This is a genomic window from Vibrio sp. 10N.222.55.A1 (assembly GCF_041473835.1).
In the GTDB taxonomy this organism is placed as follows: Bacteria; Pseudomonadota; Gammaproteobacteria; order Enterobacterales; family Vibrionaceae; genus Vibrio; species Vibrio crassostreae_C.
This window is the reverse complement of the sequence record NZ_JBFRSX010000023.1, coordinates 33,646-59,787: the sequence shown is the minus strand read 5'-3', so window position 1 is coordinate 59,787 and position 26,142 is coordinate 33,646. Positions and strand designations below refer to the sequence as shown.

The following is a 26,142-nucleotide window of genomic DNA, read 5'->3' as shown; positions in this document are numbered from 1 at the left end:
AGGTTGTTCTCTTAACTCTTAAAAGAGGTAAGAAGAATATGGTGGAGGGAGACGGATTCGAACCATCGAAGGCAGTGCCGGCAGATTTACAGTCTGCTCCCTTTGGCCACTCGGGAACCCCTCCAGGGTGTTTTTTCCTAACTCATAATGGATAGGCTAAAGAGATGTTTTTCCCAACGCATCTCTCAAGTGCGGAGCGCATCATAGCAAACACGCTAAACCTGTAAAGGGTTTTTCTTATGGTTTTGTGTTAAATGCTGCCTTTTTGGGCAAAGATGGCGAAAAGTACGCATATTGCTCGTGAAGTGAACATCTGTACTAAGGTTTACGTACTGATAGGTAACACCTTGAGGTGACAGGCTTTCTGTATTGTGTTCAATGTGTCTAAAACGTGATGAAACGTAAATGGAATTTAATCTAGATTTACACTTCTTGACGTTACAGCATTCATCAGTTGATAGAATACGGTTAATTTCATTTATAGATAAAATTACCTATCGTAGTAAGTAACTTGTCATTCTAGCTTGCTAAAATGCTCGAGAACAGCGTCAGATATTTTGATTGTAGAATAACTACTTATCGAAACTATCTGTTGAAAAGAGCTGCCTTGTTCTCAAGCCTTTTCCCTACGCTATTTCTGACCACTTACTCACTGTGATTGGTATAAACTTACTTGCAGACCATTATTATGAAGCGTAAATCTGTTTTAACCCTGCTTAGCTTGTCTATTCTTATGGCGTCTCCAGCCGTACTCGCTAAACGTATGGGCCCAAGCACTGTCACTGTTGTTACTGAGCAGGTTGATATTCACCAAGTTAGCCAATCTCTTTCGTTGGTCGGTAAGCTAGAAGCCGAGCAATCGGTAATGATCACTTCTGAAGTGGCTGGCAGAGTGGACTCTATCAACATTAAAGCCAATCAAGATGTCACTAAAGGGCAGATGTTGGTTCAACTCGACGATGACAAAGCAAAAGCGGCAGTTGCAGAAGCGCAAGCTTATCTAAAAGACGAGCAACGTAAGCTAGCGGAATTTCAACGCCTAGTGAAACGTAACGCGATCACGCAAACTGAAATTGACGCTCAGAAAACGAACGTAGAGATTGCCAACGCTCGTTTAGCTGCTGCAAATGCCAATCTGAAAGATCTTCACATCAGCGCGCCATTCTCGGGCACTGTTGGTTTTATCGACTTTAGCCGCGGTAAAATGGTGACAGCAGGTACTGAACTCGTGACCTTAGATGACCTATCGGTAATGCAATTAGATCTGCAGATCCCGGAGCGCTACCTTTCTAAACTGTCTAAAGGTATGAAAGTAACGGCTCGCACTAGCGCATGGGGCGACACTCAGTTCACTGGTACTGTAGTAGGCATTGATTCTCGTATTAACGCTGAAACCTTGAACCTTCGAGTTCGAATCCACTTCGACAACAATAATGATTATCTAAAGCCAGGTATGTTAGTGGCGGCGGATATGGACTTCCCACCAGTGGAAGCGCCAATCATTCCAGTTCAAGCGCTTGAGTATTCAGGTACGAAGCGTTTCGTTTATGTTATCGACGAAGATAATAAAGCAACTCGTACAGAAGTTTTCCTTGGGGCACGTATCGATAACGAAGTCGTGATCGACAAAGGCATCGAAATTGGCCAGAAGATCGTGGTGCAAGGTATCGTGAACATGCGTGACGGCGTCTTGGTTCAAGAGCTTGCCGTTAATCGCCCAGCTGATGCAGCAAGTGATAAAAAAGCACAAGAAGGCGCTAACTAATGTTGTTATCTGATGTTTCTGTAAAGAGACCAGTAGCGGCCGTCGTATTGAGCCTACTATTGGTTGTGTTTGGTATTGTCTCTTTCAATAAGCTCGCGGTTCGTGAGATGCCAGATATTGAAAGCCCGGTAGTATCGATCAGTACTCGTTATGAGGGTGCGTCTGCCACCATCATTGAAAGCCAAATAACCTCCAACCTTGAAGACCAGTTATCCGGCATCAGTGGTATCGATGAGATCGAATCCACAACGCGTAACGGTATGTCGCGTATCACGATTACTTTTGAGCTTGGTTACGACCTCAATACCGGTGTGAGTGATGTTCGTGATGCTGTAGCTCGTGCGCAGCGTTCATTGCCCGATGAAGCCGACGACCCAATTGTTTATAAGAACAATGGTAGTGGTGAAGCTTCGGTCTACATCAACTTAAGTTCTACGGAGATGGACCGAACGCAGTTAACCGACTACACCGAACGTGTGTTGATTGACCGCTTTAGTTTGATTTCTGGCGTGAGCTCGGTGGATATCTCAGGTGGCTTGTACAAAGTAATGTACGTGAAGCTGAAACCTGCGCAGATGGCGGGTCGTGGCGTTACTACCTCGGACATCACTTCTGCTCTGAACAGTGAGAACATTGAAAGCCCAGGTGGTGAAGTACGTAACGATGCGATTGTGATGTCGGTTCGTACTGCTCGTTCTTACACTGAAGCGGAAGATTTCGAATATCTAGTCGTTAAACGTGCCTCTGATAACACACCTATCTACTTGAAAGACGTAGCGGATGTTTACATTGGCGCAGAAAACGAGAACTCGACCTTTAAGAGTGACGGCGTTGTTAACGTAAGCATGGGTATCGTGCCTCAGTCAGATGCGAACCCACTTGAGGTGGCTGACTTAGTCCATAAAGAAGTCGAAGCAATTCAAAAGTTCTTGCCAGACGGTACTCGTTTAGCTGTCGATTATGACTCAACAGTCTTTATTGACCGTTCAATCTCAGAGGTATACAGCACACTCTTTATCACGGGTGGCTTGGTTATCCTTGTGCTTTACATCTTTATTGGTCAAGCACGTGCAACACTTATTCCAGCGGTAACCGTACCTGTATCTCTGATCTCGTCGTTTATTGCCGCGTACTACTTCGGTTTCTCCATCAACCTGATTACCCTGATGGCACTTATCCTGTCGATTGGTTTGGTGGTCGATGATGCGATCGTGGTGGTTGAGAACATTTTCCACCATATCGAACGTGGTGAGTCACCGCTGCTTGCTGCCTATAAAGGTACTCGTGAAGTAGGCTTCGCGGTAATCGCAACAACGCTTGTATTGGTAATGGTATTCCTACCAATCTCGTTCATGGACGGCATGGTTGGCCTATTGTTTACCGAGTTTTCTGTATTGCTTGCGATGTCGGTGATCTTCTCGTCGCTCGTGGCATTAACATTAACGCCAGTGCTAGGCAGTAAGATCCTTAAAGCGAACGTGAAGCCAAACCGCTTTAACCTGTTTGTTGAACGTGTATTTGGTAAATTAGAGTCTGGATACCGCTCGGTATTACGCCGCGCGTTAAATTGGCGTTGGGCTGCTCCTATCATCATTATCGCATGTTTGGGTGGTAGCTATGGTTTGATGCAACAAGTGCCAGCCCAGCTTACTCCACAAGAAGACCGTGGTGTTATCTTTGCGTTTGTTCGTGGCGCAGATGCAACCAGTTACAACCGCATGTCTGCCAACATGGACATTGTTGAAGAACGCTTAATGCCATTGCTTGGTCAGGGCTTCTTGAAGTCATTCAGTATTCAATCACCAGCGTTTGGTGGTAATGCGGGTGACCAAACGGGCTTCGTAATCATGATCCTAGAAGACTGGGATGAGCGTGACGTTACCGCACAAGAAGCGTTGAACGAAGTTCGTAAATCGTTGAACGGCATTCCAGATGTGCGTGTATTCCCGTTCATGCCGGGCTTCAAAGGTGGTTCAAGTGAGCCTGTTCAATTCGTACTTGGCGGTTCTGATTACTCTGAACTTCAGAAGTGGGCAGAGCTCTTAAAGCAAGCGGCTGAAGATTCTCCAATGATGGAAGGCGCGGACATCGATTACTCTGAGAAAACACCAGAGCTATTGGTAACCGTAGATAAGCAGCGTGCAGCAGAGCTAGGTGTTAGCGTTTCAGACATTTCAGATACGTTAGAAATCATGCTTGGCGGCCGCAGTGAAACGACCTTCGTTGACCGTGGTGAAGAGTACGACGTGTATCTGCGTGGTGATGAAAACAGCTTCAACAACGCCAACGATCTAAGCCAAATCTACATGCGAACTCAGTCTGGTGAGCTGGTTACACTTGATACGCTGACGCACATTGAAGAAGTGGCTTCATCGATTCGTTTGTCGCACTACAACAAGCAGAAATCGGTGACCATTAAAGCGAACCTAATGGAAGGTTACACGCTGGGTGACGCGCTCGATTTCCTTGATGAACAAGCGATTGAACAGCTACCGGGTGATATTTCAGTGAGCTACTCTGGCGAGTCAAAAGACTTTAAAGAGAACCAATCAAGTATCCTAGTGGTGTTTGCGCTAGCGATGCTGGTCGCATACTTGGTACTGGCCGCGCAGTTTGAAAGCTTCATTAACCCGCTGGTGGTGATGTTCACCGTACCTATGGGTATCTTCGGTGGCTTCTTAGGCTTGGTGCTGATGAGTCAAGGGCTCAACGTCTACAGCCAGATTGGTATGATCATGTTGATCGGTATGGTAACCAAAAACGGTATCTTGATCGTAGAGTTTGCTAACCAACTTCGTGACCGTGGTATTGAGTTTGAAAAGGCGATCATTGATGCTTCTGCTCGACGCTTACGTCCAATCATGATGACGGCGTTTACCACACTAGCAGGTGCTATTCCATTGATTACTTCAACGGGCGCAGGCTATGAAAGCCGAGTGGCTGTGGGTACGGTTATCTTCTTCGGTATGGGCTTCGCGACATTGGTAACTCTGTTCGTTATCCCTGCGATGTACCGACTGATTTCAGGATCAACACGCTCTCCGGGTCACGTGGAAGCGGAACTTAATAAAGAGCTTAGCCATGACAACGTGGGAAGAACCTCTCACGGTTAATGAACACGCACGATTAATGAACACGGAATAGTGTAACAATATTGAAAAGCCTGCGTTTGCTCCTAGCGAATTGCAGGCTTTTTTTGTATAACAAACAGAGCTCAACGAATTAATACAATAAATCGAATAAAGGAAAGTAAAGTGGCTGAATTTAAATACAAAGATCTTTCTCAAGAAGAACAAGATAAGCTGGATGCAGCAACCTTTCGTCGCCTGCTAGCACACCTAGATAACAATAAAGATGTGCAGAACATCGATCTGATGATCTTGGCTGGCTTCTGCCGAAACTGTTTCAGTAAATGGTACAAAGCGGAAGCAGAGCAACAAGGCTTAGACTTGGATATCGATGACGCTCGTGAGCGTGTATACGGCATGACTTACGATGAGTGGAAACAAAACCATCAACCAAAAGCGACGCCTGAACAACTTGCGGCATTTGAAGCGAAGCAGAAGCCAGAGTAATTTGTTCTCGTTAGTGGCTGACTAATAGAATGAATAAACAAAAAGGGCCCATCAAGGGCTCTTTTTTATTTCTAACTACCGGCTTATATGACCTTAAGCCAACTCACTCGTTTGAGAGAAAGCTTCTAGCTTCGCTGCATAAGGTTGTAGGTCTCCGATATTCAGATTTACCCACTCGTCATTGAAGTAAGTGTCTAGGTAACGCTCACCACTGTCACACAGTAAAGTCACGATAGAACCTTTTTCTCCACGTGCTTTCATTTCACTGGCTAATTGAAGCACACCGTACATGTTAGTCCCGGTTGATGCGCCGACCTTGCGACCAAGAATGTCAGATAACCAATGTGTCGTTGCGATACTTGCTGCGTCTGGGATTTTACGCATTTCGTCAACCACACCAGGAATGAAGCTTGGTTCTGCTCGTGGGCGACCAATGCCTTCAATCTTGCTGAATGTACTACCTTTCACGTTCGCATTGCCTGTTTGGAAGTATTCGTGGAATACAGAGTTCTCAGGGTCCACAACACAAAGCTTAGTTTCATGTTGTTGGTAGCGAATGAAACGGCCAATCGTCGCTGAAGTACCGCCAGTACCTGGGCTCATTACTACCCAAGCTGGAACTGGGTGATCTTCCATCTGCATTTGATTGAAAATCGAGTTCGCGATGTTGTTGTTACCACGCCAGTCGGTTGCGCGCTCAGCGTAAGTAAATTGGTCCATGTAATGACCATTCAGCTCTTCTGCTAAACGGCGAGACTCATCATAAATTTCATCTGAGCGGTCAACAAGATGCGCTTGGCCTCCGTAGAATTCAATCTGCTCAATTTTCTTCTTCGCTGTGCACTTTGGCATCACTGCGATAAACGGAAGACCTAGTAGGCGAGCAAAGTACGCTTCAGATACCGCAGTACTGCCCGATGAAGATTCAATGATCGTGGTTTCTGGGCCAACCCAACCGTTACAGATAGCGTATAAGAAGAGAGAACGCGCTAAACGGTGCTTTAAAGAGCCTGTAGGGTGTGTGCTTTCATCTTTAAGGTAAACATCAATGCCTTCGATACTTGGTAGATCGAGCTTGATAAGGTGCGTATCCGCTGAGCGTTGGTAGTCCGCTTCAATTTTACGAATCGCGTTGTTAATCCATTGATGGTCAGTGCACATAAACGTTCTCCTGATCGAGTGTAGGAATTCTTTGTAATTGGTATGGTTCTAATTTATCTATAATCGGAGAGAAAAACTTTGCCATATTTGCTTTGTTTTGCTTAAATTGTAGAAAATTATTCTCTTTAAATGCGATTTGGTGAAAGTGTGATAGATGCCGTAGATAAAAAAATATTAGGGTTACTGCAAGAAGACAGCACCCTGTCATTGAACGATATTTCTGAAGCGGTCAATCTCACTACAACGCCTTGTTGGAAAAGGCTTAAGCGCCTCGAAGAGAACGGCATTATTGAGAAAAGAGTTGCACTGCTGAACCCGGAAAAACTGGATCTTTCCTTTACTGCGTTCGTATTGGTGAAAACCAGTGATCATTCTCATGAGTGGTATGGTCGTTTTGTGAATACTGTGTCGGAATTTCCAGAAGTGATGGAGTTCTATCGCATGGCTGGCGAATATGATTATATGATGAAGGTTCAGGTTAAAGACATGAAGTGCTTTGATGATTTCTATAAGCGCTTGGTGAATAGCATTGATGGTATCTCTAATGTGACCTCGACGTTTGCGATGGAACCATTGAAGTACACGACAGCATTGCCGCTTTAAGCTGCGCCTAGTAATAGATTAACTATCGCTTTAGTTTAACTATCTTCTCAGTTTAGATCTCGTCTCTGCGATAAAGAAAAGGATTATTCATTTTTGCAAAAGTATCTACCGCTATCCAGCTGGTACTGGCGGTCGCCATTTTTTACTTGGGTTACACCATCTACTCATTGACTAATAAAGTCGGTGAAATCGTTGATACTTACCCGCAAGTTATCGAAGACATATCGGGCCTCACCAAAGGGCTCAAAGTAGAAGAGCTATTAGCGCTTGCAGAACATGTCAGCGATCTTGCTCCTCAGGTGTTAAACACTGTCGAAGAAGTTAGAAAGACGATCGATGATGTGAATCAAACCGTAGCCTCGGTCGACAACAAAATCCCTGCGATATTAGATGAAGTGAAAAATGTTCGAACGGAAGTCGAGCAGGTAAGAACCGATGTTATTCCACCAACATTAACTGAATTAAAGAGATACCGCGTAGACGTAATGCCACCAATGCTCGCTGAAAGTAAGTCTTACCGCGAACAGACTATTCCTGTCATCGTCACGGAATCTGAAATGCTACGAGCGGAAGTCCCAGGTATTTTGGCACAAGCTAATTTGTTAGCTGATAAGAGTAAGGAACTAGCTCAGGGAGCCGCTGAGGGCGCGGTGAAAGGCGTAGTGTTATCGCCATTTAACCTTCTACGAGACGCAGGTGATGGCATTAAAACGCGAGTTCAAGGCGAGTTTGAGCCAACGTTAGAAGTTGAGTAGGTTTTATTGATTTTTGCGTGACGAGTTTTCTTAAGCGTCATTAAAGAAAGAGGCTAGGTATTAAACCTAGCCTCTTTTTGTTTGTGCGTATTTGGGGCTTGTAAGAAGCGTTTATCCGCTATTTATTTGAGTGCTATTTAGTAAAACGCATCACACCTTCTTGTACTGCTGTCGCTACCAGCTCACCTTTCTGGTTGAAGATCTCGCCGCGCACTAGGCCGCGAGTGTTCGCTGCCGTTGGGCTTTCAATCGCATAAAGCAGCCATTCGTCCATTTTGAATGGGCGGTGGAACCAGATTGAGTGGTCAATCGTCGCCACTTGAAAATTTGGCGTCATGATAGAGACTTCATGTGGGTGAAGCGCCGTCACTAAGAATCCCCAATCCGATGCGTAGGCAAGCAGGTATTGGTGGATCAAGTGGTTGTCTGGCATCGCGCCATTCGCTCTTACCCAAAGGTATTGTTTCGCTTCCGTCTTCTTAGGTTTCAGTGGGTTTACCACCGTCACCGGACGCATCTCAATCGGCTTTTCGCCACAGAAGGTTTTGCGCAGTTTCTCTGGTAAGAATTCCGCAATGTGGCTCGCTAATTCAGTTTCTGAGGCAAAGTTCTCTGGTCCCGGAATATCAGGCATTGAAATCTGGTGCTCAAACCCTGGCGCATCGCCATGATAAGAAGCAGTGAGATAGAAAATAGGGCGGCCATTTTGAATCGCTTTTACACGGCGTGTGCTAAAGCTGCGTCCATCTCGTAGGTTCTCAACATCGTAAATGATTGGCTTTTCAGGATCGCCGGGAAACAGAAAATAACTGTGGAACGAGTGAACACTACGGTCGTCTTGAACGGTATAACGAGCAGCAGAAAGCGCTTGTCCCAATACCTGACCGCCGTATACCTGTGGTAGGCCTAGGTTCTCACTTTGCCCACGGAATAAACCTTCTTCCAGTTTTTCTAGCTGAAGTAAACTTAGTAATTCTTGTAAAGGTTGACTCATCGCCAGCATTCCTCTTCGTAAAATGGGTGTCAGATTATGGTGTTAATCATTTAGCTTAGTCAGATATCTGTCAATAAATCATAGGGTTTCAAGACAGAATATGAAAGCTCTCTTATAATTGGTGAGTAGATTTGCCGAGTCCGGCAAACATGTTGAGAGAAATTGAATATGAAAAAGGCTCTAATTCTTATTACGTCTTTAGTATCGTTTGGCCTACTTGTTGGTTGCCAAGCAACATCAGAAACGAGCGCTTCTCAGGAAGTGGTTGCAGAGAACACTCAAGTGATTTCAGGAACAGTAAGCTACCGTGAAAGAATTGCATTGCCAGAGAATGCAGTGGTTACCGTTACGCTAGAAGATATCTCACTGGCTGATGCACCATCGACGGTTATCGCAACTCAAGAGTTCACCACAGACGGTAAGCAAGTACCGTTCGCATTCGAGCTGAGCTACGACAACGACAAAATTAAAGCTAACCACCGTTACAACATGCGCGCATCGATTCATGTTGACGGCAAACTGCGTTTCACTACTGACACGATTAAGTCAGTAATTACTGATGTAGAAAATACACAGCAAGCAGACCTACGTTTGGTTGGTGTTCGTTAATCAGAAGTCGATGCCACTGTTAAGGCATCTTGATTGGCTTAACTTAGCCAGTTGAATCAGCGATTAGTGGCAGCTCTAGGGCTGCCATTTGTATATTCTGAGTTTGATCTTTCCTGCATCACTCACCTCAATCCCTTCTTTAACCAAATGCTGCTTTTGTCGGTCGAACGAATCACCCTTTAAAGAGATTTCACCCTTGCTGTTTATCACTCGATACCAAGGCAGTTTGCTACCTTCTGGCAGGTTACCCAGCGCTTTACCAACATGGCGCGCATAGCCCGGAAATCCTGAAAAACGTGCTATGTCTCCATAAGTTGTTACTTTCCCATATGGAATTTGGTGAATCACAGCAAAGATTTGGCTCAAAAATTGGTCCATACTAAATGTTCCTAGTTCATAAATACCAATCACAGTAAATAAGTGTTCAAAAATAGCGCAGGGAAAAAGCTTGAGAGCAAGGCCGCTCTTTTTGATAAGAAGTTTTGATAAGTAGTTATTCTACAATCAAAAAATCTAACGAGGTTATCGAGTTTTTTAACAAGCTAGGGTGACCAGTTAATTACTACGATTGGTATGGTACCACGGATCGGTAGAAGGAGAGGGCTATGGTATTTACAACGTTTCAGTTCTTGATCACCACATTATTAGCGGTTGTTTGCGCGAGAGCAATCAGTTTAAGTGAGGGAGATATCCCGGTGCTTGCAATGGTAATTCCTGCTTTATGGATTTTACCGCAGGGGGGCATAGCAGGATTAGCTTTGCTTGTTTCCATGACCACTTATGGTCTAACCCTTCCTTTGCAGCCCATCACGCTGTCTGTCAGTGCGTGGGTACTATTCCCGCTATTGATGGTGGTCTTCTCAAGACGCAGTAGTTTGTCGGTCGTGATTATTTCCGGCTTGATTGTGACTACTTTGCAGGTCGGGATCATGGTGACACAATCAGCAGGCAAGCTTGAAGGCGTCCCGTGGGTTACCACACTTCAAACCTTATCAATCATCGTGATTTGGTGGGCGGCAAATCATCTTAAGCCTGCTAGCCGACACAGCTGGTGGTCATTAGGCTTAATACTTCCATTATGGATAGCCGATTTACCTTATGCCGCTTTGGTTGCCTTGTGTGTAACGGGCATCATGGCATCGATGGAAACGCTGACGCGCTTGAAAACCTTCCGCTGGAATAAACTACTGTGTTGGACACTGCCAACGGTTGGTTTTGCGGCTTTGGTGATTACCCCAAGTATCGAAGTACCTAGTCCAGTCTTTGTAGTATGGTTGTGTCTATTAGGCACCGCGTGGATGACAGACTACATCATTCGCACAGAAGATAACGAAGATATCGATATTTAGTACTCCAGCAATCCAACCCTTCCAAATGCAGGTAAATGGTGAATTTACCTGCGATTTTCTAGTGGTTTGAATAAAGGATAAGCACTTAGACCGCAATTGTTCAAAAATAGGGTGGAAGGGCTTGCAATGGTTGCTGTGATGCTTAATAATCCAATCACTCTTTGAGGCAAGCCTCTTAGAAAACGAATCTATGGGGGCCTGGTCCTCCCGCAACAATAGCTCGTGAACTCGGTCAGGCCTGGAAGGGAGCAGCCGCAGCGAGTGACTTGTGTGCCGGGATGTGGCTGGGTTCCCACCCCTTAAAAAAGCCGCTCTTTATGAGCGGCTTTTTGCTATCTGATGCTTTCTAAAGTGAACACAGTTCGCAATTAGTTTAGTCCACACTGCATACCAAACTATTCGTAAATGCTGTATGAAAAATACTTACTTGCGATTTTTTGATGCTGACCATTGTCGATCAAGCGCTGGATACCGTCATCAATAAGATCTTTGAGTTCATTATCTTGTTTTCGTACCGCGACACCAATACCACGCCCGAACCATTTTTCTTCTGTAAATTTAGGACCCGTAAAGTGGTAGTCCTTACCTTGCTCCGTTTCAAGAAAGCCCGTATTGAGTCCCATAGAACCACCAAACACGCTATCTAGGCGCCCGTTGAGTAAATCGGTAAAGGCTTCGTCGAATGATCCATAACGCTTGATATCTACATTTGGGTAGATCTCGGAAAGGTATTTGTCACCAATGGTAGCGCGCTGAACTCCAATTGTTAGTTCATTTAAGCTGCCGTCATCCATATTGATTTCACGCCCTTTTTCCATGACAAAACGAGTGGGAACTTTAGCGTAAGGCATCGTGAAGTTAACTTTCTTTTCACGTTCTTCGGTAATTGTCATAGCCGCTATAATTGCATCGTTTTTACGGCTTAAAAGCGAAGGGATAATCCCGTCCCAGTCAGTTTTTGAGATGATACATTTTACTTCTAATTCGACACACAAGGCGTTGGCTAAATCGACTTCAAACCCCTCTAATTCACCATCTTGCGTTGTCCAGCTGAATGGTGGGTATGCTCCTTCCACCGTAAATCGGATTTGCTTCCAATCTTTTGCGTAAGTAAATACTGAGAAAACACTGACGAATACAACAAATATCCACTTCATTTTTATTTCCTTATAGTTTTAATGGATAAGTTGGTTAATCAAATGTTAAAGAGTATCAATGTTAATGCATATCATTGTGAGCAAAGGCATTAGATAACTTCTGGAACTCTTGCTTCCCAAACTAACTACACGACTTTTTCTTATCTAAATTTCTATTTATATCTTTCATAAACAGTAGCTTGCTGTACTTCTCGCAAGATCTTTAAGATACTCACCTTTGATTTATGTTGCATCTGAAACAAAAATCAATACAATGAGCGCATTATTTTGTTGCAGGTGAAACATTATGGCTAATAAAGCGTATCAATGGATGCTCTATCTAACACTTGGCACCAGTGCCTTGTTTGCTCTTTTCTTGGTGGCAAGTGACAACCTTGCGCCGTTCACAACTCAAGCTCAATTGCACATTCCAACCAGCCGTATTGCTGCAGAAGTGTCGGCGCCAGTGGTGGAGTTGGCTGTTAAGAATGGTCAGGATGTAAAAAAAGGGGAACTGCTAGTTCGCTTAGATCCAACTCGTTTTGAATTGGCGTTAACTCAGGCTGAAGCGGCTTTGGTTGAAGCAGAGCAAAGCTATGAAGCAAACAAGCAGCACTTGCATGGCGCGGAAGCGACGTTACGTCAGCGCCAACACGAAGCTCTGAATGCCGAGAGAAAATTGAAGCGTAACCAGCAATTGATTTCGAGAAAACTTGTTAGCCAAGAAACGCTAGACGATAGCCGATCGGACACGATTGTAAGACAGCAAGCCGTCGAAGCTGCGCAAGCCGATATTGAGCAGATAAAAGCTGAGCTTGAGAAAAGCAGCGACAACGGTGCTTTGGCTGTTGCTCGAACTCGCGTTGAACTGGCGCAATTGGATTTGGACAAAACGACAATCGTCGCGCCTGTTGATGGCGTAATCAGCAATCTCAACCTTAACTCAGGAACCTATGTTGGCGCTGGCAGCCCCGTTTTGTTTTTGGTTGATCGCCAGCATGCTTGGATTAACGCAGACTTCAACGAAAAGGGCAGTGCAAATCTGACTGCGGGAACAACCGTTCGTTTGGTGTTTGATGCAATGCCTGGTGAGGTGTTTGAGGGAAATATTCAAGGTCGTGAACTGGCTATCTATGATGCGAGCAGCGACAACAGCGGCCTCGCGAAAGTCGTGAATGATGATCGCTGGATTCGAGACCAACAAAAAGTGCGTACACAAGTAACGTTGCCGTCACTTGATCACTCATTGTTCTCAGGCTCTAAAGTGAGCGTGATGGTGGTGCCTGAAGCGACGTTTTGGGATGTGATCGGAAGTGCATGGATGGAAGTGCTAGCTCGCATTCGTTACCTAGTTTAACTGTGCTCTTCAATCATCGACTAACTGACTACCCACTGACGAAATAACGATTTACGACCTAAGAGGCAGATTATGAATAACGAAGTTCGAGGCCCGATTAACTGGTCTGAAGTAGCTTGGATCAGCGCTATCGTGTCTTTGGGTATGTTGGCTCAACTTTGGCTACAGCTAGGTGTTGCGGCGTACCTCGCTCTTTATCCGGTAATGGCGGCGACCAAGATTAACGACTACTCAGTGAGAGGTATGCTCAAAGCGTTTCTCCCTATCTTGGGTGTCGCTTGTGTGGCTCTGCTTGTCGATCAGTTATTTGCCTCACACCCGGCAGTGGTTTGGGGGATCAGTTTATGGGTATTTGATTTAGCAAGAAGGTGGGCCGACACGCCTGCCAAACTTGGGAAAATCTACATCCCATTGCTCAATTGGTTTTTGGTGATTGTGTTTGCACAACATGGCCCAATGCCGATGACGGACTGGGTTCGCGATATAGCAGTGAGCATGGTGACGACCATGGTTGTGGTGAGATTTGTGATGCTGTTCTTAAAGCCGCCCAAAGCGATGTCGCCGCTGCCAATGCAAAGTGTTCCTGTGACGTACCAGCAGCGAGTGATATATGTGGTCATGCTTGGAGTTGGTTTAGCATTTTTGATGATGGTCGATTTGATTGCCGCGACGTTCTGTATGATGCCTGTGATTATTGCGGCTGCGCAAAGTGAACGCATGAACTATCAAATGGTGGTGAAAAACTGTTTACAAGCCCACGTTGGTGGTTGTGCATTGGCGTTGGTCTTCGTAACCTTGTTAGCGGGGCAACACTCCTATAATTGGGTGTATATCATTGGACTAACAAGCTTGGTGACCATGATAGCAATTTGGATCAGCGGCAGTCGTGGTGGCGTGCGAGGTATGCATACTGAAGCGATGTTAGGAACTATGCTACCATTGCAACTCTATGTTTCAGCAACCGATCTTGGTTTGCAAGATACCTACTTTCGTGCAGAGTTAATGTCCATCGTGTTGGTATTATTAGTGGTCTGCCAAGGAATTATATATGGAAAATCAACCAGCATTATCCATCACCGGAATTGATGCACTCGACAGCAATCCTATGTTCTTAATGGGCTTTGCTTACAAACAGTTTCGAGCTCAAGTCACCGCTGAGATGGGCACCACTTCGGGCATTTCTCTAGAGATGTTTGGTGCGCTTCGAGTGTTAGATAAGCATGGCAAAATCACTCAGCAAGAGTTAACCAATTACTTGCTTCGAAATCGCTCTGTGACCAAGCGTTTGGTTGATAACGCGATTAAGCTGAACCTTATTGAGGCCAGCAAGAGTGAAACGAACAAAAAGGTAAAACTTCTTTCTTTAACGGAAGAGGGCAAGAAGCTTGCCGAATATTGTGAGCCTATGGTCGATAGTATCAGCGAGCAGTTTCAGAGTGCGTTGAGTGAAGACGAATCCAAGCAGTTACAGACCTTGTTGGCTAAGCTTGTAAAAACAGACCAATTCGTCGACTGATTATGCGATCGAAGGTGTGGGTCTAATAACAATCGAATAAAGAGTAAGTGACATGACATACAAAATATTAGCGATGCTAATGATTAAGCTGTTGTTTACGTTTCGTGGCAGTAAACCTACGTCTAAAATCCCCGCCTCTGACTTTGATGCCGAACGCTTCGCTGGTACATGGTATTCCGCTTGTTTTATCCCGCATCCATTGCAATCAAAGCTCGGTTCTTTGTCGTTTAGCTTTTTATTTGAATCTGACGGTAATCTTAAGCTGACAACTCGAGGCTACAACGCGAAAAAGAATGAGTGGAAGACCAAAGAACAAGCCGCAACATTTAAGGGCTCTCAAACCGAAGCGTGGTTTTCAGTCGAAGCGAATAGCCCTTATGAGAAGCAGAGAAAGGTAATTTTCTTGAATGAAGATTACACTCAGGCTTTGTTGGTGGGTCCTACCAAAAATACCTTACAGATCTTGTATCGCACTGCAGAGTTCACCAAACAAGACTTAGACTCGCTGATTGAACGGGCGCAGAGCATGGGTTTTAAAACCAGTAAGCTAGTTCGTGTGTCACAACATATCAATGATGTGCCTGAACAATAAAGTAAGTTCGGCTAGTCCTGACTAGGTAGCTCGGCTAATAAGCAAACAACATTGCTAACCCGTTCTAATTCGCTGGCAACACCACTGCCGACGCTTCTTCCTCTGAATCTTCTTTGTCTTCTACTTGGTCAGCAACCCAATCAATTGTCTTTGTTAGATAAAGCTTGTTGGTTTCGGTGTCACACCAACTCTTGGATAACCCTCTTCGATTGAATTCACTGCCAATTGCTGCGAGTGTCTGGTTACTTGAGCGCCCGTAATACAAGGTGTCGCACAGTTGCAGGTTCGACATCGATTGTGGGTATGTGTTAACCGACGAGGAGTTCATGCTCAGTGCTTTTGATTGGTTATGAGTACATCCTGTTAGGCTCAGGAAAAAGAAAAGGATTAGCGTATTTTTCATGGTGTATCAGGTCTATTGCCGATGATTTGAAGACAGTATTGGCGTGTATGATTAGATTATTGTCAATTTTTTGCCAACTAGTTATAGACCAAGACTTTCCTCCCAGTTAGAAAACGTTATTAAGCCAACGACAAAAACGGTATTAACAAACAAAAGCGCAATTTTGTACAAAAGCTGAAAGAGACTATAGAGTAGACTGATAAGTCGCTCGATAATCAACAGGCTTGGGAATTGTTATGGAGAACAAGAAACGCTCTAAAGAGAAGGCCGAATATAAGATAACCGAAGAGCTCGGCGGCCTTGAAATTCTTAATGCTGAATACGAAAAGCAGAACTTCTCGCGCCACAGCCACGAGGGCTATACGCTGGGAGTCATCGAGCAGGGCGCTCAGCGTTTCTATCGAACGGGCGGACATCATATTGCGCCACAAAATGCGATTATTCTGGTCAATGCCGACGAAGTCCATAGCGGTCACTCTGCCACTGAAGGCGGTTGGGCGTATCGAGCCATGTATCCACTCCCAGATCAACTTGCCAAGATCACTCAAGAGCTAAACCTACCCAATTACGGGGCGCCTTACTTCCCAAGAGCGGTTGTTGAAGATCCTGAACTCGCCAATCAATTGAGATTAGTCTTTAACACGATTGATGAATCTGACAATCGCTTGTTAAGAGAGACCTTGATGTACGGGATGTTGGTTAAACTGATTAGCCGACACGGAAAATCGCCGCTTAACCCTCAACTCGACGGAAAAACTCAGCGCCAGCTTGTCTTGGTGAAAGAGTTCTTAGATGATTTTCCACAAGCCGATGTGTCCCTAGAGGAGCTGTCTAAGTTAGCGGCATTGAGTCCGTTTCACTTAGTGCGTTCTTTTCAAAAAGAGTTTGGTCTTCCGCCACATGCGTATCAAATCCAATCTCGGTTAAGGCTTTCGCGTAAGTTATTGAAACAAGGACATACCATTTCAGACACCGCGCAAGAGTCTGGCTTTCACGACCAAAGCCATTTTCATCGACACTTCAAAAAGGCCAATGGCTACACGCCGGGGCAATACATTAAAATGCTCTAAATCGGACACCTTAATTGGTTCGCGAAATCGAGCAAGTTTGTACAATCGAACCGACTCAACTCCTCTTACATTGAATAGCTAATGTGAAAAGAGAAAAGAACTATATGGATAGTGAAACAATGGATAGACGAACACAGTTATGGAAGGGCGTTTTAGCGGGAATGCCCTTGAGCATTGCGGTGATCCCTTGGGGAATTCTAGCCGGTTCATATGCGATAGATGCCGGATTGAATCAACTTCAAGCGCAAGCGATGTCGGCTATTTTGTTTGCTGGCTCAGCGCAACTTGTCGCTGCGGGTATGTTCAAAGCGGGTATTGGTTTAGGCACTATGTTGTTGACCACACTGTTCATCACCTCAAGACACTTTCTGTATAGCGTATCGATGCGTGACAAAATCAGCCATCTTCCTGCGCGTTGGCGTCTATTACTCGGTTTTTGGCTCACCGACGAGCTGTTCGCGATTTGTAGTGGGCAGTCTCAGAATGAATTTAATCGCTGGTATGCTGCGGGTGTAGGCGGCGGTTTTTATCTCGTTTGGAATATTGCGAGCTTCGTTGGCATTGTCGCGGGAAGCCAAATTCCTTCACTCAATGAAATTGGGCTCGATTTCGTGGTCGCAGCAACCTTTATCGCTTTGGTGTTCCCATTAATCCGAACTCTACCCGTCGTGGTGTGTGTGGTGGTTTCACTGGTCACTTCGGTTGCCATGTCGGTTAACAATATTGAGGGCGGACTAATGATTGCAGCGATTGCAGGTATGTTAGCGGGCTTTTTCAGCGAGTCGTTCCAAGAGCGAAACAACGGTAACAAGACAATCGTGGAGGGGAAATAGAGATGATTTGGTTAACGATATTACTCATGACTGCGATTGTTTTCTTTAGTCGGTATCTGTTTCTTGAGCCTGCAATCCCGCTTCGACTCAATCAAACCGCAAGGCGCCTATTGCGCTATTCAAGCCCAGCGGTGCTGACTGCGATTTGGGGGCCAATTGTATTTGCTCCTGAACAAACATTTTGGCCAAGCCTTGAAAACCCATACTTGATAGGCGCGGTGGTGACTGGCTTATTGATTTGGAAAACAGGCAATGTGCTACTAACGATCGGCGTTAGCATGGCGGTGTTTTTGTTCTATAACCTTGTCGCGGTTGATTACCTTTTCTCGTGAGCTTCAACTTCAACGTCAACTTAGGCTTTGTGTTTCTCCTATTCTTTAAGGGCTGTATAAATATGATTACTTGTTATGTTCGATATGTGATTGATCCTAAAAAGGTAAATGAGTTTGAGGCATACGCAAAAATGTGGATTCCTCTGGTCGCTAAATTCGGAGGTCAACACAATGGTTATTTCTTACCGTCGGAAGGGGCGAACAATATTGCCATGGCGCTGTTTACCTTTGAAAGTTTGGCTGCCTACGAAGAATATCGGGTTAAGTCGTTGAGCGATGCTGAGTGCATTAAAGCGTTTGAATTTGCAGACGAAGTTGATTGCATCGTGAGTTATGAACGCAGCTTTTTTAGACCTGTTTTAGAGTGATAGACCTTGCAACGTATAGCGTGGTGGCATCTAATGTACTGATTCACTGTTTGTGTATTTAGGTTCTGGTAAGGAGTTAGTTTGGCTAAGAAATATTATGTGGTTTGGAAAGGTCGTACACCGGGTATTTTTACCACGTGGAATGAGTGTAAATCCCAAGTCGATGGCTTTGCTGGTGCGAGATATAAATCGTTTCCAACACTAGGCGAGGCTGAGTCTGCTTTTGGTGGTAAAACGTCGTCTGCGTCAGGTTCTACAGCGACAAAGCCAAGCTCTGCGGGTAAGGCGACGAAAGCTAAGGTGCCGCCTCTTTCGGAGCAGCAAATCACTGATATGCCTTTTGATATCAAGATCTTTACCGATGGTGCTTGTGAACCAAACCCTGGTGAAGCGGGGACGGGTTTAGCGGTATACCAAAACAACCAATTAACCGAATTGTGGTATGGCTTGTATCAACCTGTTGGTACCAATAATACCGCTGAGCTACATGGGCTTAAGCAAGCGTTTATTCTCGCAAAAGAGAAGTTAAACGCGGGTCTGTCTGTTGCGATCTATTGTGATTCTAAGTACTCAATTGATTGTATTACTAAGTGGGCAACGGGTTGGGAGAAAAAGGGCTGGACTAAGTCGGGCGGCGAGATCAAAAACCTCGATATTATTAAGCCTGCGTATGCGCTCTACCAAGAACTGGCTTCAAAAATTACCATCTACCATGTGAACGGTCACGTTGGTATTGAAGGTAACGAACTGGCCGATAGAATGTCGATTGTGGCTATTTCATCGAAAGAGCAACAACTCGCTCAATATCGTGACATCGAAGATATTGAGTCTATTTTGGCACTGCGAGCAGGCTAGTTAGGCTTCTTAATGAAAAGCTACTGAAAGTCACTGAAAGCATAAGTCGCCATCATTAGGTAGTGCTAGACGAGCGTTACATTTCAAATCAATGTAGCGCTCTTTTGTTTTTGTGGTGCTCCGTTTTTTTATGGTGCATAGTCGTTCTTGTGAGACGCAGCAGCCCTTGCGATGCTTACTGCCTGAGTTAATCCTTATTGAGCTGGGTTCTCTATCCAACGAGATAATTGCTGAGCTTGTTTGATCGAATTAAAACTGTCTTTCACTCTCTCACGTGCCTTTAACCCCATCGATGCTTTATCGTTGCTGCTTAGTTGCGCGAAACGCTCAATCGCTTCTCTTAATTCTTCCACATTCTTTTCGCCAACCACAAAACCTGTCTCTGGTGAGACGATCTCTTTGCATCCCATGATGTTGGTGGTAATAACTGGCGTTCCTACGGCCATCGCTTCTTTTAAAACCAGTGGTCCTGTATCCACACACCCGGTTTCGGAAAAACAGAAGGGCGCGATTAGGCTGTCATAATTCGATAGTTTCTCTTTCACCCATTCATGAGGCTTAGCGCCAAGAAAGGTCACGTTTCGAGTGAGCCCATTTTCTTTGACCTGCAATTTTAACTGTTGCTCTAAATCGCCAGTACCGACGATATCGAGATGAATGTCGAGAGGTTCGGCAATCGGCGCCAATGCATCAATAAGATGGTGGATACCTTTTTGCTCCACTAATCGGCCAAGGAAAACAAAGCGAAGTTGCTTCGTTTCGATTTTTGGGTTGAGTTGGAATTGTTTGGTATTAACTCCGCAATGCAAGAGTTTAATGTTTCCTTTCGCCATGGTGTTGAAGTCAGCAAGCATGTCTTTACACACTGCAACCACAAAATCACTCGATGAAATTTTATGTTCAATGTCATAAGCGAACTCATAAACATCATGACCATGAGCAACGAACGAGCAGGTGATATTCAGCAGTTTTGCCGCGACGATGGCGTGTGCTGTAGTGTGCTGACAAAAATGCGCATGAACGTGTTCGACGTCGCTTTCCGCAAGTTGTAGCGCTAATTTAAAACCATAAGCGAACAGTGACTTTTTGGGCATACTGGTTTGCTTAGAAATAAATGAGACAGCCTTGATGAACCCTATCCAGTTAATGCTGGCGACTTTACCCATCCGAACATTTTTACCTATTTCGACAATGTCGTAGTCGAACTGTTTTTCGCTGTTTTCAATTTTGAACGTCATTACACAAACATCGTGCCCACACGCTTTCACAGAGTCGACTTCTGTTTGAATGAAGGTCTCACTGAGTACTGGGTAGGTTGGCGCCACAAATGCTACTTTCTTCATTCCTTACTCCTCAAATCCATATGACTAAAGCTATCAAGCCAAGGTAATAACCAATAAAGCAAGATACGAACCAAGATCGAATCGTAGCTTTGGAGGGCTTTCTGATTGCTTTTCGAAGGTTACCCCTTAAGAGGTGGCTCGTTTTCTCAAATTGATAATCAAATTGGAGTTGCAGTTTTTTTGAACATCTGTGTTTGGTCGTCATTTTGAGAATGGACGCGTAGGTGACTGATATAGAGGTGATTTTGTAGTAAGACACTCTCGGCATAGAACATGCAACGTCAGCCATATAACGTATAAATCTGAGGGCGTCATTATGGCTAAAGTAAGTGTTGTTATTCCTACCTACAATTGTTTGGATTACCTGCCGAAAGCGATTGGTAGTGTACTAAAGCAGACTCATCAAGATGTTGAGCTGATTGTCATTGACGATAACAGTAACGATGGAACGTCGACGTATCTTGCTTCTATAGACGATGAACGCATTATTACGTTGTCCACATTGGGTGTTGGTGCGCCTCAAGCGAGAAACCTAGGGATTGAAAAGGCGACAGGTGAATACATCGCTTTTTTAGACGCGGACGACTTCTGGTTTCCAGAAAAAATTGAGCGCCAACTCGAATTTCATCAACGATACCCAGAACTTGCGATGAGCTTTACTAACTACGAGCATCTTACTGAAGATTACCAAGTAATAGTCGACTGCTTTAGTTACTGGTCGCAGTTTCAAGATCAAGATGAGCTGTTCATCAATATCGAGAACCCGTTGGAGTTCATCATTGAAAACAATGTGATTGGAACATCAACGGTCATGGTGAAAGCGGATGTGTTTTCTCAAACAGACAGCTTTAATGCAGACATCAAGTACGGTGAAGATTGGGAACTGTGGCTTCGAATGAGTGAAAACCATCAGATCGGTGTGTTGAACTCGGTGCAGGTTGGCTACTTGATGAGAGCGAGCTCTGTTACCCAAACTGAAAGTCTTAAATTGAGAAATTTGCAGTCTATAGAGACTATTCTTCAACATTACCAAAATGACAGTCAACGATGGAATCTACCCACTTCTAGCTTCAAAATCGCAAAGGCGAGAATACTGGAAGGTTATGCTGACTATTATCGAGGTTTACAACAGAATAGACAGGCTATTGCCTACAGTTTCCGTTCTTTGGTCATGTCACCTCAAAAACGCACATTGCGACACCTAATTGGAGACTGTAAAAGTTTCCTAAAGCCAGCTTGGTAAGGAAAAGGTGACGACTATGGGTTCTTTAAAGCAGTCGGCTTACTACGCCATCGGTATATTAATGATGAAAGGGATTTCATTGGTGATGATCCCGTACATTACGCACAATATGACGTTGGCAGAGTATGGTTCCTTAGAAGCCATTGTCTTGCTGGCAGACATTGGGACGATATTGTTCAGCTTCGGTATTGTCGATGCCATGTATCGTTATGTGGGTGTCGCCGAAGGTGATGAAAAGCAAAAGCTCGTCTCGAACTGCTTCACATTGAGCGTGCTGGTGTGCGTGCTTGGGGGCGCCTTGATTGCCCTCAGTATGCCGTTGTTAATCTTAATGTTGCCAGTTGAATTCCAGCCTTACCAGATACTGCTTCTGCTTATTCCTACCATGCTCGATGGGGCGATTTCTATCCCGCTAACGCTGATGCGTATGAACGCGATGGCGAAACGTTTTTGCATGCTCAATGTGTTGAAAGCCGGTGTTCAAGCCATCATGACTTTTGTTTTGCTTGAGGCTGGATACGGTATAGATGGCGTGTTGATTTCAGCTGCGGTATCCAGTGTGTTGCTAATGGTTTGTTTAGTGCGTTATCAATGGCAAGAGATGGGATCTTTTGGTTGCTTCAAATACTCGGCGAAGATCTTAAAATTCGGACTGCCCGTTCTGGTTGGCGGTGCATCAATGTATATGATCATGGGGCTCGACCGCTGGGTAATGGCAAGCTTCGTCGGTGTCGAAGAACTCGCGATTTATGCGGTTAGCGGAAAGTTCGCGTTGATTCTTGGTCTGTTGTTGCAGCCTTACGCGCTTTGGTGGTTTCCAAACCGTGTGGCCATGTTGCAACAACCTGATGGTAAGAAAGAGTGTGCGGACAGAGCGCTAGTCGGTGTTAATCTGGCCATTGTATTCGGTTGTTTGATGATCCTTACTGTACCTGGTTTTATTACTTTGATTTTGCCAAGCAGTTATCAATATGCAGGCACGATTGTCGTGGCACTCTTGGCGATTGGTGTGATTAAGAACGCTGGGGATTACCTTAACCTTGGCTGTTTCAGCGGTCACTCAAGCCAATCGCAAATGTGGATACAAGGCGGGTGTGCGATTCTAGCTGCGATTGGTTATTTTGTTGTGACACCGATTTATGGAGTGTGGGGCGTTGTGGTGGTGCTTTGTGGCACTTATGCCGTGAGACTGTCACTGCTCTATATCGTGAGCCAAAAAATGGAGTACTTGCCTTACGAGCATCGTAAATGGATGACAGCGCTGAGTATCGCCATACTTGCCATCATTAGTGATCGAGTTCTTGGCTTGGTGCTGGTTGATGTTCATGATTTTGTTTTAGGCAGTTTTGTGGCGATAGTGACGTTAGTGGCCTTCATTCGATACTCTGTTATCCCAGTTCCACAGGCGCTGCTTGATAAGTTTACGTTAGGCAAGCATTCACATGTGAGTTGAATTCATGTCATCCAAGCTCTGGGCTTTCTAATCGGCATTCTTAGATATCATAATTCCTGACAATAAAACACTGTTCATAATACTTCTGATTAGATAGTATTTATAAATTCAGTGAATATTAACGATGGAAAGATATATGAATAAGTGGATGCTGCTCCTTTCTCTGTTTTCAGCTGCCTCATACAGCGCCTCTGAGTTTTCAAGTGAGGGTATTACTGCTCCCGACTTCAATTCACCGGATTTCAAGCCGCCTGAAGTTTCCCAACAGGAGCAACACAATATCGTTTGTGAAAGTGTCGTTTGTAATTCAATCTCGCGATCGCAGCCAGTTCCTGAATTGGGCGAAGTACCGGATAGAGAGCCGAATAAAACATTAGAAACGATAGCGAGTGCGATTTTCATCGCGGGCGAAATTGGTATTGCAGAGAATTTGATTGAACCAGACGAAGAGCATTATATTGTCGAGTAATGGTTAATTAAAATGGCGGCATGTGAAGCGGTAAATACAGAGCTTTCTGCATTCGTTCATTGATTAAATATTTACGAAGTTTTTAACAAGGACGAAAAATGGAAATCTGGAAGTTAATGCTATTCATCCCCGCTTGTTTTGCGCTCAACATGACTCCGGGCCCAAACAATTTGTTATCAATGAACAACGCCCGTTGTTACGGATTTCAGGCCGCCTTTGTCGCAGGCCTAGGAAGAATCCTCGCTTTTTCTGGCATGATTGCTTTGGCTGCATCTGGCTTAGCGGTTGTGCTTTATACTTCTGAAACGCTGTTTTTCCTGATCAAACTATTTGGCGCGATGTATCTGTTGTGGATCGCGTTCAACCTATGGCGCTCACACGCCAGTCCGGTCGTGGATATCGAACGAAATAAGAATTGGTTTGGTCTGTTTAAACAAGAATTTGCACTCGCTGCTGGCAATCCAAAAGCGATACTCATTTTCACTGCATTCCTTCCTCAATTTGTCGATGTTTCAGCGAACGTAAATACTCAATTCTTTGTTTTAGGTAGCACCTTTCTAGTGTTAGAAATGCTCGCGATATCGATCTACGCGGCATTTGGCTTATACCTCAGAAACTGGTTCTCTAAGCCACAAATGGCAAAACGTTTCAACAAAGCGTGCTCGGTTTTTCTTGCGTTATCTGGCGCAAATTTGTTGGTTATTCGACAGTAAAACATAAGTAACCTAATCTACTCCTCAGGCGTTAGTTAAGTGGCATCTTCGTTAAGGTAGTTCGTAAGCCTTTAGGCTGTTGATATATTGTTAATAGCACCTTTGAGTTTGCATGTTTAAACTTGAGGTTCGGTTTAAATGAGGTCTATCTATGAATGTTGTTTGTGCGGAAAAACAGGAACTGGCTGATATCTACCAGCTTGAACATGCTTTGTTTGGCGATCACGCCTATCCGTTGTTTTTCTTTCGTCAGGCATTTGATTGCTGGGGGAAGGGCTTGTTGGTGGCGAAACAGGATTCGCAGGTAGCGGGCTATGTGTTAATGACACCAACTGATAAACAACAAGAGTATTGGGTGTTGTCACTGGCTGTTGATACTGCTTACCGAGGTATGGGGATTGGCCGTTCATTGATGCAACTGGCGATAGAAACCTTGCCACAAGATTCCAAGCTTCTACTTACCGTTGATCCAAGTAACAGTTCGGCTTGTGAGCTGTATTTGTCGATGGGTTTTGTGACCATCAAAGAAGAGAGTAATTATTTCGGCGACGATGAGCCTCGTCTGGTCATGCAGCTCATCATCTAGTTCCCGCTTCATGTATCTGTTTAGATATAGGCATCGCATGCTTAAGTTAGCATCACGATACCGTGCATCAATACCACGCTAGAGGTGAGCCGAGTTCTCATATCAAAGTAGCCATCTGGGCCTTGGCTCTGGTTCTCTTCTCTCATTGACCTTTCAGCTCGCCAAACCGCAATGTAGCCAATGATGAGAATTAGGGTAGTGAGGAACTCTTTTTGCTCTCCAAGCAACACTGCCAACCATGCGACGAGCACTATCGCATTACTTAGCAGCAGCGCTTTGTTGCTTGATTGGCTTTCAAAGTTCTCGATGCCATTTGCCCACAAGATCCCTGAAAGAAAACTCAAAATTGCCACGCTGTAGGTGATGAACAGCGTTTCACCGCTTATCCCCATAAATTGGCTGTCGGTGAGCGAAAGGAGAAGACCGAATAAAAACGGAATTAACCCCATGTACCCCAGTTTGGCCATGGTGTTACGGGTTTGAGTTGTTGCCATGTAATCCGCCTTCATAACTGCTGCTCAATCGCGTTTTTGAGCGTGGCACTCACTGGAGATGTGGAGCTAGGGAAGGTGGCGACGACTTTACCTTCTTTACTGATCAAGAATTTGTAAAAGTTCCATTTAGGCGTTACGCCCGCTTGCTGTTGTATCTCTGTAAACACGGGGTTGGCGTTGCTACCAGACAGTGAAGCTCGCGCCATCATAGGGAAGGTCACGCCGTAGTCGAGGTAACAGACCTTTGCCGTCTTCTTTTCACTTCCTTTGTCTTGGCGAAAATCATTACTTGGGAAACCGATAACGGTGAAGTCTTGATCTTTGTAGGTTTGATGAAGTTGCTCGAGTTGCTCAAACTGCGGAGTGAAGCCACATTGGCTCGCTGTATTTACCACCAATAGAGTTTTGCCTTGAAACTCATCGCACAAGGCGATTTCTTCGGTTGAGTTTAACAAGCGCTGTTTGCCATTAAGTATTTCGGGACAGCTCGCTGCAAAGGAGATGGAACTCGTGAGGCTTGTAATCAGTGCGGTTGAGCAAAGTAGTGAACATTTCATAGGGTTGGCTC

29 protein-coding genes, 1 tRNA gene and 1 other RNA gene are annotated in these 26,142 nt (G+C 44.8%); 22 read left to right on the top strand and 9 right to left on the bottom strand.

All coding sequences use genetic code 11. From position 1 onward, the window contains the following. Positions 1-39: 39 nt before the first annotated feature. A tRNA-Tyr gene (locus AB4493_RS07680) sits at positions 40-124 on the bottom strand. Positions 125-688: 564 nt separating this feature from the next. Between AB4493_RS07680 and AB4493_RS07675 the strand changes: the two genes are divergently transcribed. The 3 genes from AB4493_RS07675 to AB4493_RS07665 all read left to right on the top strand — a co-directional run bounded on the left by AB4493_RS07675 (position 689) and on the right by AB4493_RS07665 (position 5,340). Further along, positions 689-1,765, top strand: a complete 1,077-nt coding sequence (locus AB4493_RS07675) for an efflux RND transporter periplasmic adaptor subunit (RefSeq protein WP_102393841.1) — start codon at positions 689-691, stop codon at positions 1,763-1,765. Then, entirely contained in the window at positions 1,765-4,878 is a 3,114-nt protein-coding gene (vexH, locus tag AB4493_RS07670) for a vibriobactin export RND transporter permease subunit VexH (protein ID WP_372154755.1), read from the top strand. Before AB4493_RS07675 ends, vexH begins: the two co-directional genes overlap by 1 nt. 141 nt (positions 4,879-5,019) lie before the next feature. Continuing rightward, positions 5,020-5,340: a DUF1244 domain-containing protein gene (locus tag AB4493_RS07665; protein ID WP_004736423.1), complete on the top strand. Its 321-nt coding sequence runs from the start codon at positions 5,020-5,022 to the stop codon at positions 5,338-5,340. A gap of 93 nt (positions 5,341-5,433) precedes the next feature. On the opposite strand, the gene AB4493_RS07660 is transcribed toward AB4493_RS07665, so the two are convergent. Then, on the bottom strand, positions 5,434-6,501 hold the full coding sequence (locus tag AB4493_RS07660) for a PLP-dependent cysteine synthase family protein (RefSeq protein WP_017062024.1): 1,068 nt from the start codon (positions 6,499-6,501) through the stop codon (positions 5,434-5,436). A 129-nt stretch (positions 6,502-6,630) separates the two neighbouring features. On the opposite strand from AB4493_RS07660, the gene AB4493_RS07655 reads away from it, so the two are divergent. Both AB4493_RS07655 and AB4493_RS07650 read left to right on the top strand, forming a co-directional pair. Then, positions 6,631-7,104: an Lrp/AsnC family transcriptional regulator gene (locus AB4493_RS07655; RefSeq protein WP_017062025.1), complete on the top strand. Its 474-nt coding sequence runs from the start codon at positions 6,631-6,633 to the stop codon at positions 7,102-7,104. Positions 7,105-7,193: 89 nt separating this feature from the next. Beyond that, positions 7,194-7,859, top strand: coding sequence for a hypothetical protein (locus AB4493_RS07650; RefSeq protein WP_017070264.1), 666 nt, complete (start codon positions 7,194-7,196; stop codon positions 7,857-7,859). A 133-nt stretch (positions 7,860-7,992) separates the two neighbouring features. Here the strand turns inward: AB4493_RS07650 and tesB are convergent, their stop codons facing one another. Beyond that, positions 7,993-8,853: an acyl-CoA thioesterase II gene (gene tesB / locus AB4493_RS07645; RefSeq protein ID WP_029235187.1), complete on the bottom strand. Its 861-nt coding sequence runs from the start codon at positions 8,851-8,853 to the stop codon at positions 7,993-7,995. A gap of 168 nt (positions 8,854-9,021) precedes the next feature. On the opposite strand from tesB, the gene AB4493_RS07640 reads away from it, so the two are divergent. Then, a complete protein-coding gene (locus AB4493_RS07640) occupies positions 9,022-9,462 on the top strand; it encodes a YbaY family lipoprotein (protein ID WP_102319976.1) in 441 nt (146 codons plus the stop codon). Between the two features lie 75 nt (positions 9,463-9,537). Here AB4493_RS07640 and AB4493_RS07635 read toward each other — a convergent pair whose 3' ends face one another. After that, a complete protein-coding gene (locus AB4493_RS07635) occupies positions 9,538-9,840 on the bottom strand; it encodes an MGMT family protein (protein ID WP_048609271.1) in 303 nt (100 codons plus the stop codon). A 227-nt stretch (positions 9,841-10,067) separates the two neighbouring features. On the opposite strand from AB4493_RS07635, the gene AB4493_RS07630 reads away from it, so the two are divergent. Together AB4493_RS07630 and ffs are read left to right on the top strand one after the other, a co-directional pair. Next, complete coding sequence (locus AB4493_RS07630) at positions 10,068-10,811, top strand: hypothetical protein (RefSeq protein WP_017064066.1); 744 nt, start codon at positions 10,068-10,070, stop codon at positions 10,809-10,811. A 196-nt stretch (positions 10,812-11,007) separates the two neighbouring features. Beyond that, an RNA gene (gene ffs / locus AB4493_RS07625) (signal recognition particle sRNA small type) lies at positions 11,008-11,104 on the top strand. Between the two features lie 102 nt (positions 11,105-11,206). On the opposite strand, the gene AB4493_RS07620 is transcribed toward ffs, so the two are convergent. Next, complete coding sequence (locus AB4493_RS07620) at positions 11,207-11,968, bottom strand: transporter substrate-binding domain-containing protein (protein WP_017070266.1); 762 nt, start codon at positions 11,966-11,968, stop codon at positions 11,207-11,209. Positions 11,969-12,254: 286 nt separating this feature from the next. Between AB4493_RS07620 and AB4493_RS07615 the strand changes: the two genes are divergently transcribed. The 4 genes from AB4493_RS07615 to AB4493_RS07600 all read left to right on the top strand — a co-directional run bounded on the left by AB4493_RS07615 (position 12,255) and on the right by AB4493_RS07600 (position 15,412). Further along, positions 12,255-13,304 carry an HlyD family secretion protein gene (locus tag AB4493_RS07615; protein WP_017062229.1) on the top strand — a complete coding sequence of 350 codons (1,050 nt, stop codon included), beginning with the start codon at positions 12,255-12,257 and terminating at the stop codon, positions 13,302-13,304. A gap of 72 nt (positions 13,305-13,376) precedes the next feature. Continuing rightward, positions 13,377-14,390 carry a DUF2955 domain-containing protein gene (locus tag AB4493_RS07610; protein ID WP_017070267.1) on the top strand — a complete coding sequence of 338 codons (1,014 nt, stop codon included), beginning with the start codon at positions 13,377-13,379 and terminating at the stop codon, positions 14,388-14,390. After that, a complete protein-coding gene (locus AB4493_RS07605; protein ID WP_017062227.1) occupies positions 14,353-14,820 on the top strand; it encodes a MarR family winged helix-turn-helix transcriptional regulator in 468 nt (155 codons plus the stop codon). Before AB4493_RS07610 ends, AB4493_RS07605 begins: the two co-directional genes overlap by 38 nt. 52 nt (positions 14,821-14,872) lie before the next feature. After that, positions 14,873-15,412, top strand: a complete 540-nt coding sequence (locus AB4493_RS07600) for a lipocalin family protein (protein ID WP_017062226.1) — start codon at positions 14,873-14,875, stop codon at positions 15,410-15,412. Between the two features lie 64 nt (positions 15,413-15,476). Here the strand turns inward: AB4493_RS07600 and AB4493_RS07595 are convergent, their stop codons facing one another. Next, positions 15,477-15,815: a hypothetical protein gene (locus tag AB4493_RS07595; protein ID WP_017084570.1), complete on the bottom strand. Its 339-nt coding sequence runs from the start codon at positions 15,813-15,815 to the stop codon at positions 15,477-15,479. A gap of 236 nt (positions 15,816-16,051) precedes the next feature. Here AB4493_RS07595 and AB4493_RS07590 point away from each other — a divergent pair, with 236 nt between their 5' ends. The 5 genes from AB4493_RS07590 to AB4493_RS07570 all read left to right on the top strand — a co-directional run bounded on the left by AB4493_RS07590 (position 16,052) and on the right by AB4493_RS07570 (position 19,273). After that, a complete protein-coding gene (locus tag AB4493_RS07590; protein ID WP_137001298.1) occupies positions 16,052-16,885 on the top strand; it encodes an AraC family transcriptional regulator in 834 nt (277 codons plus the stop codon). Between the two features lie 104 nt (positions 16,886-16,989). Continuing rightward, positions 16,990-17,718 carry an AzlC family ABC transporter permease gene (locus AB4493_RS07585; protein WP_372154753.1) on the top strand — a complete coding sequence of 243 codons (729 nt, stop codon included), beginning with the start codon at positions 16,990-16,992 and terminating at the stop codon, positions 17,716-17,718. A gap of 2 nt (positions 17,719-17,720) precedes the next feature. Continuing rightward, complete coding sequence (locus AB4493_RS07580) at positions 17,721-18,050, top strand: AzlD domain-containing protein (protein ID WP_050644634.1); 330 nt, start codon at positions 17,721-17,723, stop codon at positions 18,048-18,050. A gap of 62 nt (positions 18,051-18,112) precedes the next feature. Further along, the gene (locus AB4493_RS07575; RefSeq protein ID WP_017062221.1) at positions 18,113-18,418 is read left to right on the top strand and encodes an NIPSNAP family protein; all 306 of its coding nucleotides are present in this window, start codon (positions 18,113-18,115) and stop codon (positions 18,416-18,418) included. 81 nt (positions 18,419-18,499) lie between these two features. Beyond that, positions 18,500-19,273, top strand: a complete 774-nt coding sequence (locus AB4493_RS07570; protein ID WP_372154752.1) for a viroplasmin family protein — start codon at positions 18,500-18,502, stop codon at positions 19,271-19,273. Between the two features lie 194 nt (positions 19,274-19,467). On the opposite strand, the gene AB4493_RS07565 is transcribed toward AB4493_RS07570, so the two are convergent. After that, positions 19,468-20,616, bottom strand: coding sequence for a glycosyltransferase family 4 protein (locus AB4493_RS07565; protein WP_372154750.1), 1,149 nt, complete (start codon positions 20,614-20,616; stop codon positions 19,468-19,470). 316 nt (positions 20,617-20,932) lie between these two features. Between AB4493_RS07565 and AB4493_RS07560 the strand changes: the two genes are divergently transcribed. The 5 genes from AB4493_RS07560 (at position 20,933) to AB4493_RS07540 (ending at position 25,080) form a co-directional block, all read left to right on the top strand. Beyond that, the gene (locus tag AB4493_RS07560) at positions 20,933-21,859 is read left to right on the top strand and encodes a glycosyltransferase family 2 protein (RefSeq protein WP_372154749.1); all 927 of its coding nucleotides are present in this window, start codon (positions 20,933-20,935) and stop codon (positions 21,857-21,859) included. 16 nt (positions 21,860-21,875) lie between these two features. Next, a complete protein-coding gene (locus AB4493_RS07555; protein WP_372154748.1) occupies positions 21,876-23,312 on the top strand; it encodes a lipopolysaccharide biosynthesis protein in 1,437 nt (478 codons plus the stop codon). A gap of 136 nt (positions 23,313-23,448) precedes the next feature. Beyond that, positions 23,449-23,781 carry a hypothetical protein gene (locus AB4493_RS07550; protein ID WP_017062216.1) on the top strand — a complete coding sequence of 111 codons (333 nt, stop codon included), beginning with the start codon at positions 23,449-23,451 and terminating at the stop codon, positions 23,779-23,781. Positions 23,782-23,879: 98 nt separating this feature from the next. Beyond that, positions 23,880-24,494, top strand: a complete 615-nt coding sequence (locus AB4493_RS07545) for a LysE family translocator (RefSeq protein ID WP_017070275.1) — start codon at positions 23,880-23,882, stop codon at positions 24,492-24,494. 151 nt (positions 24,495-24,645) lie between these two features. Continuing rightward, positions 24,646-25,080, top strand: coding sequence for a GNAT family N-acetyltransferase (locus AB4493_RS07540; protein WP_372154746.1), 435 nt, complete (start codon positions 24,646-24,648; stop codon positions 25,078-25,080). 41 nt (positions 25,081-25,121) lie between these two features. Here the strand turns inward: AB4493_RS07540 and AB4493_RS07535 are convergent, their stop codons facing one another. Beyond that, positions 25,122-25,589, bottom strand: a complete 468-nt coding sequence (locus AB4493_RS07535; protein ID WP_372154745.1) for a DUF3429 domain-containing protein — start codon at positions 25,587-25,589, stop codon at positions 25,122-25,124. Continuing rightward, positions 25,586-26,131 carry a glutathione peroxidase gene (locus AB4493_RS07530; protein WP_372154744.1) on the bottom strand — a complete coding sequence of 182 codons (546 nt, stop codon included), beginning with the start codon at positions 26,129-26,131 and terminating at the stop codon, positions 25,586-25,588. Before AB4493_RS07530 ends, AB4493_RS07535 begins: the two co-directional genes overlap by 4 nt. Positions 26,132-26,142 lie beyond the last annotated feature (11 nt).

Bases quoted from the DNA above. Each gene is read 5' to 3' on its own strand.
- AB4493_RS07675 (WP_102393841.1), top strand. From the start codon at position 689: ATGAAGCGTAAATCTGTTTTAACCCTGCTTAGCTTGTCTATTCTTATG.
- AB4493_RS07595 (WP_017084570.1), bottom strand. From the start codon at position 15,815: ATGAAAAATACGCTAATCCTTTTCTTTTTCCTGAGCCTAACAGGATGT.
- AB4493_RS07635 (WP_048609271.1), bottom strand. From the start codon at position 9,840: ATGGACCAATTTTTGAGCCAAATCTTTGCTGTGATTCACCAAATTCCA.
- vexH (WP_372154755.1), top strand. From the start codon at position 1,765: ATGTTGTTATCTGATGTTTCTGTAAAGAGACCAGTAGCGGCCGTCGTA.
- AB4493_RS07630 (WP_017064066.1), top strand. From the start codon at position 10,068: ATGGTATTTACAACGTTTCAGTTCTTGATCACCACATTATTAGCGGTT.
- tesB (WP_029235187.1), bottom strand. From the start codon at position 8,853: ATGAGTCAACCTTTACAAGAATTACTAAGTTTACTTCAGCTAGAAAAA.
- AB4493_RS07560 (WP_372154749.1), top strand. From the start codon at position 20,933: ATGGCTAAAGTAAGTGTTGTTATTCCTACCTACAATTGTTTGGATTAC.
- AB4493_RS07550 (WP_017062216.1), top strand. From the start codon at position 23,449: ATGAATAAGTGGATGCTGCTCCTTTCTCTGTTTTCAGCTGCCTCATAC.
- AB4493_RS07610 (WP_017070267.1), top strand. From the start codon at position 13,377: ATGAATAACGAAGTTCGAGGCCCGATTAACTGGTCTGAAGTAGCTTGG.
- AB4493_RS07605 (WP_017062227.1), top strand. From the start codon at position 14,353: ATGGAAAATCAACCAGCATTATCCATCACCGGAATTGATGCACTCGAC.
- AB4493_RS07620 (WP_017070266.1), bottom strand. From the start codon at position 11,968: ATGAAGTGGATATTTGTTGTATTCGTCAGTGTTTTCTCAGTATTTACT.
- AB4493_RS07590 (WP_137001298.1), top strand. From the start codon at position 16,052: ATGGAGAACAAGAAACGCTCTAAAGAGAAGGCCGAATATAAGATAACC.
- AB4493_RS07600 (WP_017062226.1), top strand. From the start codon at position 14,873: ATGACATACAAAATATTAGCGATGCTAATGATTAAGCTGTTGTTTACG.
- AB4493_RS07660 (WP_017062024.1), bottom strand. From the start codon at position 6,501: ATGTGCACTGACCATCAATGGATTAACAACGCGATTCGTAAAATTGAA.
- AB4493_RS07565 (WP_372154750.1), bottom strand. From the start codon at position 20,616: ATGAAGAAAGTAGCATTTGTGGCGCCAACCTACCCAGTACTCAGTGAG.
- AB4493_RS07615 (WP_017062229.1), top strand. From the start codon at position 12,255: ATGGCTAATAAAGCGTATCAATGGATGCTCTATCTAACACTTGGCACC.
- AB4493_RS07540 (WP_372154746.1), top strand. From the start codon at position 24,646: ATGAATGTTGTTTGTGCGGAAAAACAGGAACTGGCTGATATCTACCAG.
- AB4493_RS07535 (WP_372154745.1), bottom strand. From the start codon at position 25,589: ATGAAGGCGGATTACATGGCAACAACTCAAACCCGTAACACCATGGCC.
- AB4493_RS07585 (WP_372154753.1), top strand. From the start codon at position 16,990: ATGGATAGTGAAACAATGGATAGACGAACACAGTTATGGAAGGGCGTT.
- AB4493_RS07555 (WP_372154748.1), top strand. From the start codon at position 21,876: ATGGGTTCTTTAAAGCAGTCGGCTTACTACGCCATCGGTATATTAATG.
- AB4493_RS07640 (WP_102319976.1), top strand. From the start codon at position 9,022: ATGAAAAAGGCTCTAATTCTTATTACGTCTTTAGTATCGTTTGGCCTA.
- AB4493_RS07545 (WP_017070275.1), top strand. From the start codon at position 23,880: ATGGAAATCTGGAAGTTAATGCTATTCATCCCCGCTTGTTTTGCGCTC.
- AB4493_RS07580 (WP_050644634.1), top strand. From the start codon at position 17,721: ATGATTTGGTTAACGATATTACTCATGACTGCGATTGTTTTCTTTAGT.
- AB4493_RS07655 (WP_017062025.1), top strand. From the start codon at position 6,631: ATGCGATTTGGTGAAAGTGTGATAGATGCCGTAGATAAAAAAATATTA.
- AB4493_RS07530 (WP_372154744.1), bottom strand. From the start codon at position 26,131: ATGAAATGTTCACTACTTTGCTCAACCGCACTGATTACAAGCCTCACG.
- AB4493_RS07575 (WP_017062221.1), top strand. From the start codon at position 18,113: ATGATTACTTGTTATGTTCGATATGTGATTGATCCTAAAAAGGTAAAT.